Below are 17907 nucleotides of genomic sequence, written 5' to 3' on the forward strand. Positions count from 1 at the left end.
CGTCGAGAATGGCAGCCAAGGACATCAAATTCGCCGGTGAAGCCCGCGACCGCATGCTGCGCGGCGTGGACATCCTCGCCAATGCCGTGAAGGTCACGCTCGGTCCGAAGGGCCGCAACGTCGTCCTCGACAAGTCGTTCGGCGCGCCGCGCATCACCAAGGACGGCGTCACCGTCGCCAAGGAGATCGAGCTCGACGACAAGTTCGAGAACATGGGCGCGCAGATGGTGCGCGAGGTCGCCTCGAAGTCCGCTGACGCGGCCGGCGACGGCACTACCACCGCGACCGTGCTGGCCCAGGCCATCGTGCGCGAAGGCGCCAAGGCGGTTGCCGCCGGCATGAACCCGATGGATCTGAAGCGCGGCATCGACCTCGCGGTCGAGGCGGTCGTTGCCGATCTCGTCAAGAACTCCAAGAAGGTCACGTCGAACGACGAGATCGCCCAGGTTGGCACCATCTCCGCCAACGGCGACTCCGAGATCGGCAAGTTCCTCGCCGACGCCATGAAGAAGGTCGGCAACGAGGGTGTCATCACCGTCGAGGAAGCCAAGTCGCTCGAGACCGAGCTCGACGTCGTCGAGGGCATGCAGTTCGATCGCGGCTACATCTCGCCCTACTTCGTGACCAATGCCGACAAGATGCGCGTCGAGATGGACGACGCCTACATCCTCATCAACGAGAAGAAGCTGTCGTCGCTGAACGAGCTGCTGCCGCTGCTCGAGGCCGTGGTGCAGACCGGCAAGCCGCTGGTGATCGTCGCCGAGGATGTCGAGGGCGAGGCTCTCGCCACCCTGGTCGTGAACCGTCTGCGTGGCGGCCTGAAGGTCGCTGCCGTCAAGGCGCCGGGCTTCGGCGACCGCCGCAAGGCCATGCTGCAGGACATCGCGATCCTGACCGGCGGCCAGGCGATCTCGGAAGACCTCGGCATCAAGCTCGAGAACGTCAACCTCTCCATGCTCGGCCGCGCCAAGAAGGTGATGATCGACAAGGAGAACACCACGATCGTCAACGGCGCCGGCAAGAAGGCCGACATCGAGGCGCGCGTTCAGCAGATCAAGGCGCAGATCGAGGAGACCACCTCGGACTACGACCGTGAGAAGCTGCAGGAGCGTCTGGCCAAGCTCGCGGGCGGCGTCGCGGTGATCCGCGTCGGCGGCGCGACCGAGGTCGAGGTCAAGGAGCGCAAGGATCGCGTGGATGACGCGATGCATGCGACGCGTGCGGCCGTCGAGGAAGGCATCCTGCCGGGCGGCGGCATTGCGCTGTTGCGCGCCAGGCAGGCCCTGAGCCGGGTGTTCAGGAGCAAGAGCGAGCCGGACAGCATTTCCGACCTCGCGATGTCTGACACGCACGATCTGGGACGCTTGCTTCGTAAGCAGTCCTTGTTGAACAACAGGCTCTTGAACGAGATCTTCGCATCCATCGAGAAGCTGCTGAATTCCGACAGTCCGTTCGTCTATCCGGATTTCTTCTTTCAGCGTGTCCATCGTTTGCAGCTTCCCGATTCGCTCGAAGCCGAATTGATCGACTATCTGACAGAAATGATTCTCAACCTCAGAGAAAGGCGCGAATCCGCTCGCCGTCATTCGCGGACGCGGGGAGCGGGCTGGCAATCTGCTCGGCAAAATCCGGACATCATGCATGGCTTTGGTATCGTCATGAAGGCGTTGGAAGCACCGGTGCGCCAGATTGCGGCAAATGCCGGAGCCGACGGCTCCGACATCGTCGGCAGATTGTTGGAGCGGGATCAATATGCTTACGGGTATGACGCACAGTCCGACGACTACGGGAACATGATCAGCAAGGGAATCATCGATCCGACCAAGGTCGTGCGGACCGCCCTGCAGAACGCTGCCTCCGTTGCGGGCCTGCTGATTACGACCGAGGCGATGGTCGCCGAACTCCCCAGAGAGCAGGCGGCGGCTCCGGCCACGCCGTCCGGCGGCAGGATGAGCGGAATGGATTTCTGAGGCTCGCCCGAAACTCAGTTCGTTCGCGACGACGTCACGAAGAACTGACGCCGCTTACGCAAGATCGCGATCCCAGGGCGGCTCCGGCGCGAAGGCCGCCGCGAGGTGGTCGATGAAGGCGCGCACCTTGGCCGAGGGCGTGCGATCCGGCAGGTAGACGGCATGCACCGCCAGCAGGTCCGATGGCGGCACCTCGAGCGTCAGCGGCACCAGCCGTCCCGCGCGGATCTCGTCGCCGACGATGAAGGTTGGCTGGTAGATCACGCCTTGCCCGGCGAGCGCTGCCGCGAGCAGCGCATCGCCATTGTTGGCGCGCAGATTGCCGCTCACGGTGACATCGACCGCGGCCTTGCCACCCATGCGCCAGCGCGACGGGCCGGCCGCCGCCAGCGTGTAGCCGAGGCAGTTATGGCTGCCGAGATCGGCCGTGGTGCGCGGTGTCCCATGCGCGGCGAGATAGGACGGCGCGGCGCAGACCATCATCCGGCACGGCGCCAGCCGCCGCGCCACCAGACTGGAGTCCTTGAGCGTGCCGATCCGGATCGCGAGATCCCAGCCTTCCTCGATCAGGTCGACCAGCCGGTCATTGAGCCCAAGCTCGACGCTGACGCCGGGATAGAGCGCGGCGAAGCTGGCGAGCAGCGGCGCGATCTGGCGCGTGCCGAAGGCGAGCGGGACATTGAGCCGCAACAGCCCGCGCGGCTCGACGCGGTCGGCCGCGATCGCGCTTTCGGCCGCCTCGAAGTCGCCGAGCACGCGCTCGGCAAGGTCGAGATAGCGGCGTCCGGCCTCGGTGATGGTCAGCCGGCGCGTGGTGCGGTGAAACAGCTTGGTGCCGAGCCGCGTCTCCAGCGCCGCGAGGTGCTTTGTCACCATGGTCGGCGACATGCCGAGCAGGCGGGCCGCGCCCGACAGGCTTCCGGAACCGGCCACCTTCGAGAGCACCTCCAGTCCGGTCAGCCGGTCCAACACTGGATCATCTCACTCTTTGGGTGTGAACTGATTTTCCATTCTATCGGATTATCGTCTTTCGGGAAATGATCCATATGCTGGGGATCCCCACCGGAGGTTCCGATGATCGATTCCCGTACCGCGCCCTATGCCGCGCTCCTGCTCCGCCTCACCCTGGGCGGGCTGTTTCTGGCCCATGCCAGCCTCAAGCTGTTCGTGTTCACCCCGGCCGGCACTGCCAAGTTCTTCGGCAGCATCGGCCTGCCGCCCGAGCTGGCCTATCTGGTGATCACGGCCGAGATCCTGGCCGGCATCGCGCTGATCCTCGGCATCTACACCCGCTGGGTGGCGCTCGCCGCCGTGCCGATCCTGCTCGGCGCTATCTTCACCGTGCATGGCTCCGCCGGGTTCTTCTTCAACAATCCGAAGGGCGGCTGGGAGTATCCGGCGTTCTGGGCGGTGACCCTGGTGATCCAGGCCCTGCTCGGCGACGGCGCCTACGCGCTGGGCGGCCTGCGCAGCAGCCTCGCCGGCGGGCAGTTGCGCAGCGCGCATTGACGTTGGATTCGGCGACTGTCGCCACACCTTCGCTGTCATCCCCGCGAACGCGGGGATCCATAACCACAGGCGGAACTGGTCTGAGCACGACGGTCGATACTCAGCCTGCCTCAAACCTCGATCACGCGGTATGGGTTCCTGCGTTCGCGGGGACGACAGCTGTGGTTTTGGCGCGCTATCTTGACGACGTGTCAGCAGTCCGAGGAGAGATGACATGACCCTTCCCAGCATCTTCCTGTCGCACGGCTCGCCGATGCTGCCGCTCACGGATTCGGCGGCGCGTGACTTCCTCGTCAGCCTCGGCGGCAGCCTGCCGCGGCCGAAGGCGATTTTGGTGATCTCGGCGCATTGGGAGACCGACATCCCCGCCGTCAATGCGGTCGCCACCAACGAGACCATCTACGATTTCTACGGCTTTCCCCGTGAGCTCTATCAGTTGCGCTATCCCGCGCCGGGGGCGCCCGATCTCGCGCAGGCCGTCGCGGCGCGGTTGCAGGCGGCCGGCTTGCCGGTCGGCATCGACCGCGGGCGCGGGCTCGATCACGGCGCCTGGGTGCCGCTGCTCCTGATGTATCCGCAGGCCGACATTCCGGTGCTGCAGCTCTCGATCCAGACCGAGCGCGGGCCGGCACATCATCTCGCACTCGGCCGCGCGCTGGCGCCACTGCGCGACGAGGGCGTGCTGATCATCGGCAGCGGCAGCTTCACCCATAATCTCGGCGAATTCCGCAAGCGCCGGCTCGATATCGACGACCCCGCGCCGTCCTGGGTGGTCGACTTCGCCGACTGGGTGCACAAGGCCGCGATCGAAGGCCGCGTCGACGACCTCGTCGACTACCGCCGTCTCGCCCCGCATGCGCGCGACAATCATCCGACCGACGAGCACTTCCTGCCGCTGTTCGCTGCACTCGGCGCCGCGGGAGAGGGCGCCCGCGTCGAACGGCTGCACAACAGCGCCAATTACGGCGTGCTGCGCATGGACGTGTATGCGTTCCATGGCGCCGACGAGGCCAAGGCCGCGGCGTAGAACGCAACTTATTAGTTCGCCGTCGCCCCACGACGTCATTCCGGGGCAAGGCCGCAGGCCTTGAACCCGGAATCTCGACATTGGCTTGCATCCGTCTTTCAACAATCTCGAGATTCCGGGTTCGATCGTCCAGACGCAGACGCGGTTGGACGATCGCCCCGGAATGACGACGGAACGCTGTTTGCCCGTCGGGTTACTTTGTCGCAGATCATTTCGCTTGCGTCGTCGGGCAAATCACCGCGATCTTTCCGCGCATCCCGCCTCATCATGGAGGGGCGTTGCGCGCGATCGTCACGACACGCGAGGCGGGGAGCGGTGGCCGCGAGAGCTCGCAGCATGTCCTTGGCAGCATGTCCTGGATGTGCGGACGAACGACGTTCTTGCGGACGTGAAGTTGCAGGGTTCTGATACCTCGACGCTGGTATCACCGCGCAACGCGTGAAAGGCGTTGTCGCGCATGGCGGCCAACAAGCCGAGCGCCAGGAAGCCTGCATATAAGCGTGAAGACCATCGCGCAGGGAGGGCCGGGCGATCTCGGCTGAACCTGTGGTACCTGCCGCCTGCATTTTTTTGAGCAGGCGGGCCACGGGCGCGGCCGGCGCCCGGCCTTCCCTGCGCCCTCCTGTTCGAGGAGGGTGAGTGAGCAAGCAAAGCTCGGGCGCAGATCGCGCTGCGGGGACGTGCAGCCATGATCCGGCGAAGCTCGCCACATACGCGGTGTCGTCCCGGCCTTGAGCCGGGACCCATAACCACCGGCGGGAATGAGACGCGCAACTGTCAGCCATGTCCCTCGTGAGATCGCGCGGTATGGGTCCCGGCGTTCGCCGGGACGACAGCGGGGGGCAGAGGAACAGTGCACCGCACACATGACCTCGGAGGTAACTGACACCGCCGTCGCCCGCGCAGAAAATCCTTGACCCCTTCGCACGCAGATGATGCGAAGGATGCACCAGGGAGTGAAAACAACAACAATGCGCCTGCCGTTCTATTATGGCTGGGTCATCGTCGCCGTGACCTTCGTGACGATGGCGATCGGGGTCAATGCGCGCACCGCGTTCTCGCTGTTCTATCCGCCTGTTCTCGCCGAATTCGGCTGGGACCGCGGCGTCACCGCCGGGGCGTTCTCGTTCGGCTTCGTTGCCTCTGGAATCGTCAGTCCGCTGATCGGACGGCTGATGGACCGCACCGGTCCGCGCGCGGTGATGGAACTCGGCGTCGCCCTGATGGCCGGCGGTCTGCTGCTGGCGCCGCTGACCTCGCAGCCCTGGCATCTCTACGTCACGATTGGCGTGATGGTCGGTGCCGGCAGCGTCTGCCTCGGCTATTCCGGCCAGTCGCTGTTCCTGCCGAACTGGTTCATCCGCCGCCGCGGGCTGGCGATCGGCATCGCCTTCGCGGGCGTCGGCATCGGCTCGATGACGCTGCTCCCGTGGGTGCAGCACATGATCGCACAGACCAACTGGCGCACGGCGTGCACAGCGATGGGGATCGTGGTGCTGGTCGTGCTGGCGCCGATCAATCTGTTGCTGCGCAAGAGGCCGGAGGAGATCGGCCTGCGTCCCGACGGCGACGCCGCGCCGCTCGCCAATGCGGCCAAGCCGGTCTCCAACGTCGTCGACGCCGCCTGGGCCGGCACCGACTGGACGCTCTCGCGCGCGCTGCGCACGGGCCGGTTCTGGTGGCTCGCGCTCGGCTATTTCTTCGGCCTCTACGTCTGGTACGCGGTGCAGGTGCACCAGACGAAATACCTGCTCGAGATCGGTTTCAGCTCGAGCGTCGCGGTGTGGGCGCTCGGCGCGGTCAGCCTGCTCGGGATCCCGGGCCAGATCGCGCTCGGCCATCTGTCGGACCGCCTGGGGCGCGAGGCGGTGTGGGGATTGGGCTGTCTCGGCTTCGCGATCTGCTTCGCCGCGCTGATCGCGCTCAAGGCCGCGCCGTCGCTCATGCTGATCTACATCATGGTGGCGACGCAGGGCGCGCTCGGCTACGGCCTGACCTCGGTGATGGGCGCGGTCGCGCTGGAGATATTCCAGGGCGCGCATTTCGGTAGCATCTTCGGAACGCTGATGCTGATCGGGCTATGCGGCGGCGCAGCAGGGCCGTGGGTGACCGGCGTGCTGTATGACTACACCCTGAGTTATACGCCGGGCTTCGTGATCGCCTTCCTCGGCGCCTTCGTCTCGGCGGCGGCGATCTGGATCGCGGCCCCGCGCCGGGTCCGCCTCGTTGCCGGCCAGTTGCACAGGTTAAAGACGGCGGGGGCTGCGGCATGATGTGTGAACTAGCCGGTTGCCATCGCGGCGCGGGCGTGAGCTAATCGGCCAATCCAGGGAGAGGGACCCCATGAACGAGCATGTTCAGGCCGCCAAGGCCGCGCCGCTGTTCAATCCGCTGTCGCCGGAGTTCATCCGCGATCCCTATCCCTTCTATGCGCAGCTGCGCGACAACGACCCGATGCATGTGACGCCGTTCGGGGCGTTCCTCGCCAGCCGGCATGCGGAATCGAGCCTGGTGCTGCGCGACAAGCGCTTCGGCAAGGACTTCGTCGCGCGTTCGATCCGGCGCTACGGCCCTGACATCATGAACGAGCCGATCTTCCGCAGCATGAGCCATTGGATGCTGCAGCAGGATCCGCCGGATCACACGCGCTTGCGCGGCCTCGTGGTGAAGGCATTCACGGCCCGCCGCGTCGAGGACATGCGGCCACGGATCCAGGCGATCGTCGATTCGACGCTCGACGAGATCATCCCGCGCGGCCGGATGGACCTGATCGAGGACTTCGCGTTCAAGCTGCCGGTCACCGTGATCTGCGACATGCTCGGAATTCCCGAGGAGCACCGCGAAGCGTTCTACAAGAGCTCGCGCGAGGGCGGCCGGCTGCTCGAGCCGGTGCCGCTGTCGAAGGCCGAGATCGCCGAGGGCAATGCCGGCAACGCGGTATCGAAGGCGTATTTCCAGCACCTGTTCGAGCTGCGCCGGAAACATCCCGGCGACGACCTGACGACGCAGCTGCTGCAGGCCGAGGAGGACGGCGCCAAGCTCAGCAATGAGGAGCTCACCGCCAACATCATCCTGCTGTTCGGCGCCGGGCACGAGACCACGGTCAACCTGATCGGCAACGGCCTGCTGGCGCTGCACCGCAATCCGGACCAGCTGGCGCTGTTGAAGGCGCGGCCGGAGCTGATCACCAACGCGATCGAGGAGTTCCTGCGCTACGATTCCTCGGTGCAGCTCACCGGACGGGTGGCGCTCGAGGACATCGAGGATCTCGGCGGCCGCCGGATCCCCGCGGGCGAGAGCGTGCTGTGCCTGCTGGGCTCCGCCAACCGCGATCCTGCGGTCTATCCGGATCATCCGGAGCAGCTCGACATCACCAGGGCCAACGTGAAGCCGCTGTCGTTCGGTGGTGGCATCCACCATTGCCTGGGGGCGCAGCTCGCCCGCATCGAGGCCGAGATCGCGATCGGAACCCTGCTGCGCCGGCTGCCGGAGTTGAAGCTGGACGATCCCGACAACCCGGAATGGCGGCCGACCTTCGTGCTGCGCGGCCTGAAGCGGCTGCCGGCGCACTGGTAACCATCTTCGTTAACGGAATTGTGCAACGCCCCCGGAAATACCGACAGCGCTGTGACTTCGCCATACTTAATCCTATATGATGCAGCGCTCCGGTATCGATGCCAGTGGGCCGCGGCCGTATTGGCTTTAAGGTTGGGACGCCGGAGCGTTGTCCTTTGAGGGAGACCCCGTGCAGACGACCCTGCTCGGCTTGGCGATTGCCTTCATCCTTGCGCTCCTTGCTGCGCTGATCGGCCCGTACTTCGTCGACTGGAACCAGTTCCGGCCGCAGTTCGAGGCTGAGGCGGGCAAGATCATTGGCGTGCCCGTGCGGGTCGCCGGTGCGCTGGACGCACGGCTGTTGCCGACGCCGACCTTGCGGCTGCGCCAGGTCACCTTTGGCGGCGCCAACGACCTCGGCAAGCTGCGCGCCGACAAGCTCGACGTCGAGCTCAGCCTCGGCGATCTGATGCGCGGCGAGTGGCGGGCGAACGAGCTCACCATCGGCGGCATGGCGGCCGATCTCGGGCTGGATGCCAAGGGCCAGGTCGACCTGCCGGCCGCGTCGGGCCGGTTCAATCTGGCGGCGCTCGCGATCGACCGGCTCAACCTCACCGGCCGCGTCGCCCTGCACGACGCCGCCAGCCGCTCGACGCTGGAGCTGACCGACATCGTCTTCTCCGGCGACGTGCGTTCGCTGGCCGGCTCGCTGCGCGGCGACGGCGCGGTGTCGATCCGCGGCGGCCGCTACCCCTTCCGGGTGTCGTCGAGCCAGGACAAGGACTCCAACGGCCTGCGCGTCCACCTCAACATCGACCCGGGCGAGCGTCCCGTGATGGCCGACATCGAAGGCCTCATCAGCTTTCCCAACCGCTCGCCGAAGTTCGAGGGCGCGCTGACCCTGTCGTCGCCCCCGAAGGAGCAGGGCGCCGACAACGACAAGCCCGCCCAGTCTGCGAAGGAGCCATCGGCGAAGCAGGCCCAACAAGCCAAGGCCCGTCCGCTGAGCCAGGCTGGCGCGACGCCTTGGCGCATCGCCACCAAGGTCGTCGGCGACCAGGCGTCGGCCAAGCTCGACCAGATCGAGGTCAGCTTTGGCCAGGAGGATCGCTCGCTGAAATTCGCGGGCAGCGGCGACATCCGTTTCGGCGCCGCCCCCGTGCTGAAAGCCTCACTGTCCGCACGCCAGCTCGATGCCGACAAGCTCCTGGCCGGCGAGGACGACATCAAGGACCGGCGGGCGATCGCGCCCGCGCTGGTGCTGCCGGCGCTGCGCAACTGGATCGCACAACTGCCGACCTTGCCGATGCCGGCCAACGTGCAGTTCGCGACCGAGCAGATCATGCTCTCCGGCCGTCCGGTACAGAACTTCACCGCCGACCTGCACAACGAACCTTCGGCATGGAGTCTCGAGAAGGTCGACCTGCGCGCGCCCGGCTCGACGCGGCTGACGTTCCGGACCATCGGCATCTCGACCTCGGTGACATCGGGCTTCACCGGCGCGCTCGATCTCGAATCGTCGGAGCCCGACACGCTGGTGGCCTGGCTGCAGGGCCGCAGCGACGGCAGCTATCGCACCCAGCGCCCGCTGCGGCTGCGCGGCGACCTCAACGTGGCGCCGGAGCGGGTCGCGATCGACAGCCTCAAGGCCGATATCGACGGCGGCTCCGTCGACGGACGCGTCGCTCTCGTCAACCGGCCAGCGGGGCCGGGCTCGCGTTTCGAGGCGGTGCTGAAGGGCGATCGGCTCGATCTCGACGCCGCGATGGCCGTGACCCGCTCGCTGGTCGGCGTCACCGGCGAGTGGCCGGCGGAGGCCAGCGTGGCGCTCGACGTCGCCCGCGCCAAGCTCAGCGGCCAGGAGCTGCGTCCGCTCACCGCGCGCTTTTCCTATGATCCCAAGACCATCGCCATCGACCAGATCAAGTTCGGCCAGAGCAGCGGCGTGACGAGCGAGGGCTCCGGCCGGTTCGATCGCGCCGATGCAACCGGGCGGCTGGTGGTGACCTCGATGGCCGGCTCGCTCAAGGAGGTCACGGCACTGCTGCAGCCGCTCGCGCCGCAGATCGCCGCCCGCTTCGATGCGCTCGGCACGCCTGCCGGCGCCGCCCGGCTGAAGCTCACGCTCGATCTCGCCAAGGATCCGGCCAATGCCGATCGCAGCCAGGCCAAGGCGGTGCTTGATCTCGACGCGCCGCAACTCAAGGGCTCGGCGACGCTGACGGCCAAACCCTCGGCCGCGGCGCTGCGCAGCTTCGAGGTCGATGCGATCGATCGAACGGAGCTTGGAATCGAGAGCCGGGTGTCGTCGGAGCAGGGCAGCGCCGTGCTGGCGCTGCTCGGGCTCGATCGCGTGGTGGCGGCGGGCACAGGTCCGGCCCAGTTCGATGCCAGCGTGACCGGCGGCTGGCGGGCGCCGCTGCGGGTGAATGCCAAGCTCTCCGGCGCCGGTCTCGATGGCGATGCGCAAGGCACTGTCGATCCCTGGGGCGACACCGCAAAGGCCAACGTCAATCTGCGCCTGCGCAGCGCCAACCTGTCGCCCTTGTTTGGATTGAAGCCGCAGGATCCGGGCGCGCAGAACGTCCGCCTGTTCAGCCGTCTCGGTCTTTCCAACAATCGCCTGACGCTCGACGACATCGACAGCACGGTGGGTGGATCGCGGCTGCGCGGCCGGCTCGCGCTGGTGCTCGACGACGACAAGCAGATCGAGGGCGAGCTCGGGCTGGATGCGCTCGACGTGCCGCAAGTGGTATCGGTGCTGATCGGAGCGGCCGGGCGTGAGCCCGCCGAGCCTCTCGGCGCAGGTCTCTTGAAGGGGTGGCGCGGGCGTGTCTCGTTCCAGGCCCTCAGCGGCGCCATTCTGAATGGCATTGATCTGCATCCGCTGGGCGGCGCCATCAAGAGCGACGGCCAGTCGCTGACCATCGAGAACCTCAAGGGCAAGCTCGGCGGCGGCGACGTCGCCGCGACCATCGATGCGCGCTCCAACGCGAATGGTCTCGTCCTGAACGGCCGCGTCGAGCTCGCCGGCATCGACGGCAACGCGCTGCGCTATCACAGCCTGAAGATGCCGGCCGGCAAGGTCTCGGCCCAGATGACGCTCGCCGCCGAAGGACGCAGCGTGCAGGCACTGGTCAATGCGCTCTCGGGCAATGGCACGGTGACGCTCGACAATGCGGCGCTCCCCAATCTCGACCCGCGGGCGTTCGATGCGGCGTTGCGCGCGGCCGACGCCGGCCAAGTGAGCGACGACGGCAAGTTGCGGCAGGTGATCGAGCCGGTGCTGACGTCGGGGACGTTGCCGGTCGCGTCTGCTCAGATCCCCTTCATCATCCGCGACGGCCGGCTGCGGGTCGGCGCCACCACGCTCGACGCGCAAGGCGCCCGCGTCATCGTGTCCGGCGGCTTCGACATTCCGGCGGACAATGCCGACATTCGCGCCAGCCTGAGCGCCAATACGGTCGGCAATGCCAACAGCCGTCCGGAGATCCAGTTGTTCGTGGTCGGGACGTCCGAGGCGCTGACGCGCGCGGTCGACGTCACCTCCCTGTCGTCGTGGCTGGCGGTGCGCGCGATCGATCGCGAAACGCGGCGTCTGGATGCGATCGCGCGCGGCGAGGTGCCGCCGGCCTATCCATCGTCGACGGCGTCGCTGCCCGGTGCACCCGAGGCTGGCCCGGCGGCACCGAGCGCGGCCGACGTGCCGCTGCCCGGTCGTGATCCACGGCGCGAGCCGCGCGCCAAGCTGGGTGGTCCGCGCGCCGTCGTGTCGCCGCTGACACCGCCGCTCTCCGCTCCCGCCCCTGCGCCTCAGCCGGCGGCACCGATGGCATCGAGCCAGCCGCAAGTCGCGCCCTTGCCGCCGCCGGTCGAGATCAAGCCCGCGCCGGGGGCGCTGCCGCCGCGCCCACGGCCGGTGCCGCGCCCGCCGGTCGTGCTGACGCCGCCGGGCAGTCCGTGATTCCGGCCGAAGGCGTGCGGGGACCGCGCCGATGATGACCTTGCGACAGGTCGAGGTCATTCGCGCGGTCATGGTGACGGGCACCATCAACGGCGCCGCGCGCCTGCTGAAGGTGTCGGCGCCGGGTGTCAGCCGTCTGGTGAAATACACCGAGCGCTCGCTCGGCATCCGCTTCTTCCAGCGCCAGAACGGCCGCTACTTTCCGACGCCCGAGGCGCAGAACATCTTCGAGCAGATCAACAGCGTCTACGAGAAGGTCGACGATCTCAGCTACATCATCTCCAACATCGGCCGCGGCGCGCTGTCGGAACTGCGCGTCGGCTCGGTGCCCAGCATCTCCCAGGTGATGGTGCCGCGCGCGATCGAGCGCGTCCGCCGCCGCTATCCTGATTTGGGCATCGACATCAACATCCTCAAGATCGAGGAGGCGATCGACTATCTGATGCTGGGCAAGGGCGAGTGCGTGGCGATGAGCTATCGCCTCGATCATTCCGGGCTCGAATTCCTTCCTCTCGCCTCAGGCGAACTGTTCTGCATCGTCCCGCCCGGCCACGAGCTCGCCGGCCGCAAGCAGGTCTCCGCCGCGGAGATGACTCGCTATCCGTTGATCGGCATCGATCCCAATGACCCTTACGGCCGGATCATGGCCGAGATCTTCGCGCGCAACAAACTCAGCTACAACATCTCGATCAAGGCGCGCTTCGGCACCACGGTCTGCGCGCTGGTGAAGGCGGGGCTCGGCATCGCGGTGATTGACCAGTTCACGGTCGCGCATGGCGGCTATCCTGGCATCGAGCTGCTGAAGATCGCCGAGCCGACGCGGTTCGACACCTACATCGCGGTCAAGCGCGGCACGCCGCTGTCGCTTTACGCGGAGCACTTCATCGACTGCCTGCGTGCCGAGATGCGCGCACTGGAGCCGGGCCGGCGGCAGGTTGCGAGGCCGGGGAAGGCGGCGCTCGTCAAAAAATAACATGATGTTAGGTTCAGCGGATATTTGGGTAATTGTGTTAGCTGGCGGACGCGCTATCGTCCGCGACGCCATTCATCGCTCGTGCGGCGATCGCGCGAGCGGCAGCAGAGACTGAAGCCAACGTGCCCGATCTTTCCGCGCTCAAAGCCCGCAAATTCCTGACCGGCCTGATCGGTGCGCCGATCGCGCATTCGGCCTCTCCTGCCATGCACGAACATGCCGCGGCGGCGCTCGGCGTGCGCTGCCACTACCAGCTCATCGAGGTGGCCGGCGCCGACCGGGCCGGTCTGTCCGCGCTGCTGGAAGGCGTGCGCCGGCTCGGCTTTGCCGGGGTCAACGTGACCTATCCTTACAAGGAAGCCGTGGTCGAGCTGCTCGACGAGCTCGCGCCGAGGGCGGCGGCGATGGGCGCGGTGAATACCGTCGTCGTTCGCGACGGCCGGCTGATCGGCCACAACACCGACACCACCGGGTTCGAGCGGGCCGTCGCGCCGCTCATCAGCCAGACCGATCGCGGCGTCGTCGCGTTGGTCGGGGCCGGCGGGGTTGGCAAGGCGATCGCCTTCGCACTTGCAAACCTCGGAGTCGCCGGCCTGCGCATCTACGACACTGAGCGCACGCGCGCCGAGAAGCTGGCGAGGCTGCTGCCGGCCGGCAACACGGTAACGGTCGCGGACAGCGTCGAAGCGGCACTGCACGGCGCAGTTGGCGTCGTCAACGGCACGCCGATCGGGATGTTGCCGAACCGCGGTACGCCGGTGCCTGATCATTTGTTGCGCGCCGACCTCTGGGTCGCCGACGCGGTCTATTCGCCGCTCTGGACGCCGCTGCTGAAAGCCGCCAAAGCCAGGGGAGCCCGGGTCCTGCTCGGCCGCGAGCTCGCGATCTACCAGGCTGCGGACGCCTTCGAGTTGTTCACCGGCCTGGCGCCCTCGACCGAGGCGATGGGGGCTGCGTTCGACAACCACATGGCGGAGAGATATCCGGCGGTTGACGCCGCCTGAGCCGACGGTCAATACGCGCCGGAACAAGTCGTTCAAGCAAGAAACGCAAACAAGCGTTTAAGTCAGAGGAGGAAACAACGTGAGATCGATCATCCTGGCTGGCCTGTGCTCAGCCACGCTGCTGTCCGGTGCCGCCTACGCGCAATCCGGCGCCCCCATCAAGATCGCCGATGTCGCCGAGCTCTCCGGCGGCGGCGCGACCGTCGGCAACAACTGGAAGAACGGCATCGACCTCGCCGTCGAGGAAATCAACGCCAAGGGCGGCATCCTCGGCCGCAAGATCGAGGTGAGCCACGCCGACTCGCAGTCGAACCCCGGCGTTGCGCGTGCGCAGGTGCAGAAGGCGCTCGATGGCGAGCCCTACGTGCTGCTCGGGCCGGGCTATTCCGGCTCGGTGAAGGTGACGGCGCCGCTGGCGGCCGAGGCCGGCATCACCCAGATCATGGGCGGCGAAGCGGCCGAGCTCACGCAGGCCGGCAACAAGTTCCTCTTCCGCACGTCGTTCGGCCAGCAGTCCTCGATGCCGAAGGTCGCCAAGTACATCAACGACGAGCTGAAGGCGAAGTCGGTCGCGGTGGTCTGGGTCAACAATGATTTCGGCCGCGGCGGCCGCGACGTCATCACCAAGGAATTCAACCGTCTCGGCATCAAGGTCGCGGCCGACCTGTCGACCGAAGCCGGCCAGGCGGACTTCGCTGCCGACGTCAGCAAGATCAAGGCGGCGGCGCCGGACGCCGTTTTCATCTACGTCAACGAGGAAGAGAGCGCGCGCATCCTGAAGGAGATCAAGCGCCAGGGTGTGACTGTGCCGCTGATCGGCGAGACCACGCTGGTCGGCCAGAAGGTGATCGAGCTCGCCGGTGATGCCGCCAACGGCGCTCGCGGCCACGTCGGTCTCACCACCGACGCACCAATCGAGGCCATCAAGGCGTTCCGCGACCGCTTCGTGAAGAAGTACAACTACGTGCCCGATCACAACGGCATCAAGGGCTATCTCGCGATCTACATGGTCAAGGCCACGACCGAGAAGATGGGCAAGGTCGACTCCAAGGCGTTCGCCGACACGCTGCACGGCCTGACCATCAAGACCTCGGCCGAACCGAACATCCTGATGGATGTGACCTTCGACCAGAACGGCGACATCGATCGCCAGGGCTTCCTGGTCGAGGTCGTGGAAGGCAAGCAGGTCGTGAAGCAGGTGTTGCCGAAGCTCAACTGAGGACAACGGTCGATCGGCGGCGCCGGTGTGGTGATGTCCGGCGCCGCCGTCACCCAAGGGCTCACGGGGAAACCATGTCCAATCTGCTCGACCTGATCGTGGCGGGACTCGCCACCGGCGCCATCTACGCGCTGGTCGCCGTCGGCTTCACCTTGCTGTGGCAGACCTCGCAGACCATCAACTTCGCCCAGGGCGAGTTCGTGATGCTGCCCGCCTTCCTGATGCTCGCGGTCATGCATCTCGGCGCGCCGTTCTGGCTCGCGGTGCTCGCCGGCGTGCTGCTGTCGGCGCTGCTGCTCGGTCTCGCCTTCAAGATGCTGCTGGTCGATCCGATGCTGCGGCACGGCGTGCTGCCGCTGGCGATCGCCACCATGGCGCTGGCGATCGGGATCAAGGAGGCCGTGAAGCAGTTCTTCAGCGCCGAGGCGTCGCCGTTTCCGTCGATCGTTCCCGCGGGCGATATCAGCGTGCTTGGCCGTGTCATCTCGCTGCAGAGTCTCGGCGTGCTCGCCGTTGCAATCCTGGCCGTCGTCGGCCTGACCACGCTGCTCAATCGCACCTCGCTCGGCCACCAGATGCAGGCGGCGGCGCAGAATCCGACGGTGGCGCGCATCATCGGCGTTCCCGTCGAGCGCATGATCCTGCTGACCTTCCTGATCAATGCCGTGCTGGTCGCGCTGGCCTCGCTGCTGATCACGCCGATCTATCTTGCCAAATTCTCGAGCGGCGAAGTGCTCGGGCAGGCGGCGTTCATCGCCGCGATCGTCGGCGGCTTCAACCAGGTGCGCGGCGCGATCGCCGGCGGTCTCCTGATCGGTGTCGTCGACAACCTCGCCGCGGCCTACGTCTCCACCCAGTATCGCGCGGCTGTTCCGATGGTGCTGCTGATCCTTGTTATCCTGTTCCGGCCGCAGGGCCTGCTCGGACGAGCCGAGGAGCGCACGGTATGACCCGGAACGGCAGACTGCTCCTCGCCGCGCTGGCGATCGTCGTCATTGCTGGCCTGATCATCATCCCGATGAACTTCAACCGCTACGGCCTCTATATCCTCAGCCAGTGGGCGGTGATGACCATCGCCGCGATGGGGCTCAATCTCACGCTCGGCTATGCCGGGCAGGTGTCGCTGGCGCAGGGCGCTTTCGTCGGCATCGGCGCCTACGGGGCTGCCATCCTCACCACCCATGGCTGGCCGCTGATATCGGCGCTCGGGCTCGTCATCATCGTCTGCTTCATCGTCGGCTGGCTGTTGGGCTATCCGGCGCTGCGCGTGCAGCATCATTATCTCGCCTTCGTCACGCTCGCCTTTTCGACCCTGGCGTTCCTGGTGTTCCGCAACGAGAGCTGGCTCACCAACGGCATCTACGGCATCAGCAACATTCCGCGCCCCGAGATCTTCGGCTTCCCGACCCGCAAGCCGTTGCCGTTCTACTATCTCTGTCTTGGCTCGCTCGGCCTCGTGACGCTGGCGATGTGGTGGCTGATCCGCTCGCCCTGGGGCCGCGCCTTCATGGCGCTACGCGAAAATCCGATCAGGGCGCAATCGCTCGGCATCGACACCAGACGCTATACGCTGATGGCGTTCGCGATCGGCTCGGTGCTCGGCGGCATCGCCGGAGTGCTCTATGCGCCGCTGACGCAATATGTCGATCCCGTGCCGTTCAACCTGCAGCTCTCGCTCGATCTCCTGATGATGGTGATCGTCGGCGGTGCCGGCTTCATGCTCGGGCCGTTCCTCGGCGCCATGATCGCGGTGCTGCTGCCGGAGTGGCTGCGCTTCGCCGAGGGCTATTATCTGATGCTCTACGCGGCCGCCGTGATCGTGCTGCTGATCTATTCGCCGAGCGGCATTCTCGGCATCCTCGACCGCTATCTCAGCTCACGGCGCACCCAGGCGGCATCCGCATTGCGGGCGGCGGCTCAATCCAAGCTGGAGGCCGCGCGATGACCGCAGTCCTCGACGTTCGCGACGTCAAGAAGAGTTTTGGCGGCATCACCGCCGTCAACGGCGTCAGCTTCGACGTGCAGGAGGGCGAGATCCTCGGCCTGATCGGCCCCAACGGCTGTGGCAAGTCGACGCTGTTCAACTGCATTCTCGGCCAGCTCGTGCCGAGCGGGGGCGAGGTGAGGGTGGACGGCAAGCTCGTCACCGGCCAGCGTCCGTCCGAACTGAACCGCCTCGGCGTCAGCCGCACGTTTCAGCTCTTGCAGGTCTTCCCGAAGCTGTCGGTGCGTGACAACCTGATCCTCGCCGGCCAGGAGCATCGCGGCAGCATGCTGTCGCGCCTGTTTGGTCCGTCGGATGCAGGGCTCACCGAGACCGCCGATCAGATGATCGGCTTCTTCAAGCTGGAGCATCTCGCCAACGAGCCGGCCGGCGGCCTGTCCTACGGGCAGCAGAAGCTGCTCGATGCCGCGATGGCGTTCATGGGCGGTCCACGGCTGGTGCTGCTCGACGAGCCCGCCGGCGGCGTCAATCCGACCATGCTCGGCGATCTCAAGGACCGGCTGATCGCGATCAACCGCGAGCGCCGCGCCACCTTCGTCGTGATCGAGCACAACATGGAGTTCGTGATGTCGCTGTGCTCGCGCGTGATGGTGATGGCGGAGGGCAAGGTGCTGGCGATCGGCAAGCCCGACGAGATCAGGGCCAATCCGGCCGTGATCGAAGCCTATCTCGGACACTGAC

13 protein-coding genes are annotated in these 17907 nt (G+C 66.6%); 12 read left to right on the forward strand and 1 reads right to left on the reverse strand.

Annotated elements, in window-relative coordinates:
• Positions 1-8 precede the first annotated feature (8 nt).
• A complete protein-coding gene (gene groL, locus ACQR1H_RS07125; RefSeq protein WP_434907347.1) occupies positions 9-1970 on the forward strand; it encodes a chaperonin GroEL in 1962 nt (653 codons plus the stop codon).
• 54 nt (positions 1971-2024) lie between these two features.
• Here the strand turns inward: groL and ACQR1H_RS07130 are convergent, their stop codons facing one another.
• Positions 2025-2942 carry a LysR family transcriptional regulator gene (locus ACQR1H_RS07130; protein WP_315805527.1) on the reverse strand — a complete coding sequence of 306 codons (918 nt, stop codon included), beginning with the start codon at positions 2940-2942 and terminating at the stop codon, positions 2025-2027.
• Positions 2943-3044: 102 nt separating this feature from the next.
• Here ACQR1H_RS07130 and ACQR1H_RS07135 point away from each other — a divergent pair, with 102 nt between their 5' ends.
• The 11 genes from ACQR1H_RS07135 to ACQR1H_RS07185 all read left to right on the forward strand — a co-directional run bounded on the left by ACQR1H_RS07135 (position 3045) and on the right by ACQR1H_RS07185 (position 17906).
• Complete coding sequence (locus ACQR1H_RS07135) at positions 3045-3479, forward strand: DoxX family protein (RefSeq protein WP_315805528.1); 435 nt, start codon at positions 3045-3047, stop codon at positions 3477-3479.
• Positions 3480-3693: 214 nt separating this feature from the next.
• The gene (locus tag ACQR1H_RS07140; protein WP_434863724.1) at positions 3694-4506 is read left to right on the forward strand and encodes a DODA-type extradiol aromatic ring-opening family dioxygenase; all 813 of its coding nucleotides are present in this window, start codon (positions 3694-3696) and stop codon (positions 4504-4506) included.
• 971 nt (positions 4507-5477) lie between these two features.
• Complete coding sequence (locus ACQR1H_RS07145) at positions 5478-6779, forward strand: MFS transporter (protein WP_434839438.1); 1302 nt, start codon at positions 5478-5480, stop codon at positions 6777-6779.
• A 70-nt stretch (positions 6780-6849) separates the two neighbouring features.
• Positions 6850-8082, forward strand: a complete 1233-nt coding sequence (locus tag ACQR1H_RS07150; protein WP_315805531.1) for a cytochrome P450 — start codon at positions 6850-6852, stop codon at positions 8080-8082.
• Between the two features lie 169 nt (positions 8083-8251).
• Positions 8252-12025: an AsmA family protein gene (locus ACQR1H_RS07155; RefSeq protein WP_434907348.1), complete on the forward strand. Its 3774-nt coding sequence runs from the start codon at positions 8252-8254 to the stop codon at positions 12023-12025.
• Between the two features lie 31 nt (positions 12026-12056).
• On the forward strand, positions 12057-12998 hold the full coding sequence (locus ACQR1H_RS07160) for a LysR family transcriptional regulator (RefSeq protein ID WP_316183616.1): 942 nt from the start codon (positions 12057-12059) through the stop codon (positions 12996-12998).
• A 122-nt stretch (positions 12999-13120) separates the two neighbouring features.
• Entirely contained in the window at positions 13121-14002 is an 882-nt protein-coding gene (locus tag ACQR1H_RS07165) for a shikimate dehydrogenase (RefSeq protein ID WP_434845799.1), read from the forward strand.
• Between the two features lie 79 nt (positions 14003-14081).
• Positions 14082-15221, forward strand: coding sequence for an ABC transporter substrate-binding protein (locus ACQR1H_RS07170; RefSeq protein WP_315805535.1), 1140 nt, complete (start codon positions 14082-14084; stop codon positions 15219-15221).
• Between the two features lie 74 nt (positions 15222-15295).
• Entirely contained in the window at positions 15296-16171 is an 876-nt protein-coding gene (locus ACQR1H_RS07175; RefSeq protein WP_315805536.1) for a branched-chain amino acid ABC transporter permease, read from the forward strand.
• Positions 16168-17166, forward strand: coding sequence for a branched-chain amino acid ABC transporter permease (locus ACQR1H_RS07180; protein ID WP_316217695.1), 999 nt, complete (start codon positions 16168-16170; stop codon positions 17164-17166). Before ACQR1H_RS07175 ends, ACQR1H_RS07180 begins: the two co-directional genes overlap by 4 nt.
• Positions 17163-17906, forward strand: a complete 744-nt coding sequence (locus ACQR1H_RS07185; protein WP_315805538.1) for an ABC transporter ATP-binding protein — start codon at positions 17163-17165, stop codon at positions 17904-17906. The genes ACQR1H_RS07180 and ACQR1H_RS07185 overlap by 4 nt, the downstream gene beginning before the upstream one ends.
• Position 17907: the final 1 nt, after the last annotated feature.

The sequence above is a fragment of the Bradyrhizobium sp. HKCCYLRH2015 genome (assembly GCF_051168215.1).
GTDB lineage: Bacteria > Pseudomonadota > Alphaproteobacteria > Rhizobiales > Xanthobacteraceae > Bradyrhizobium.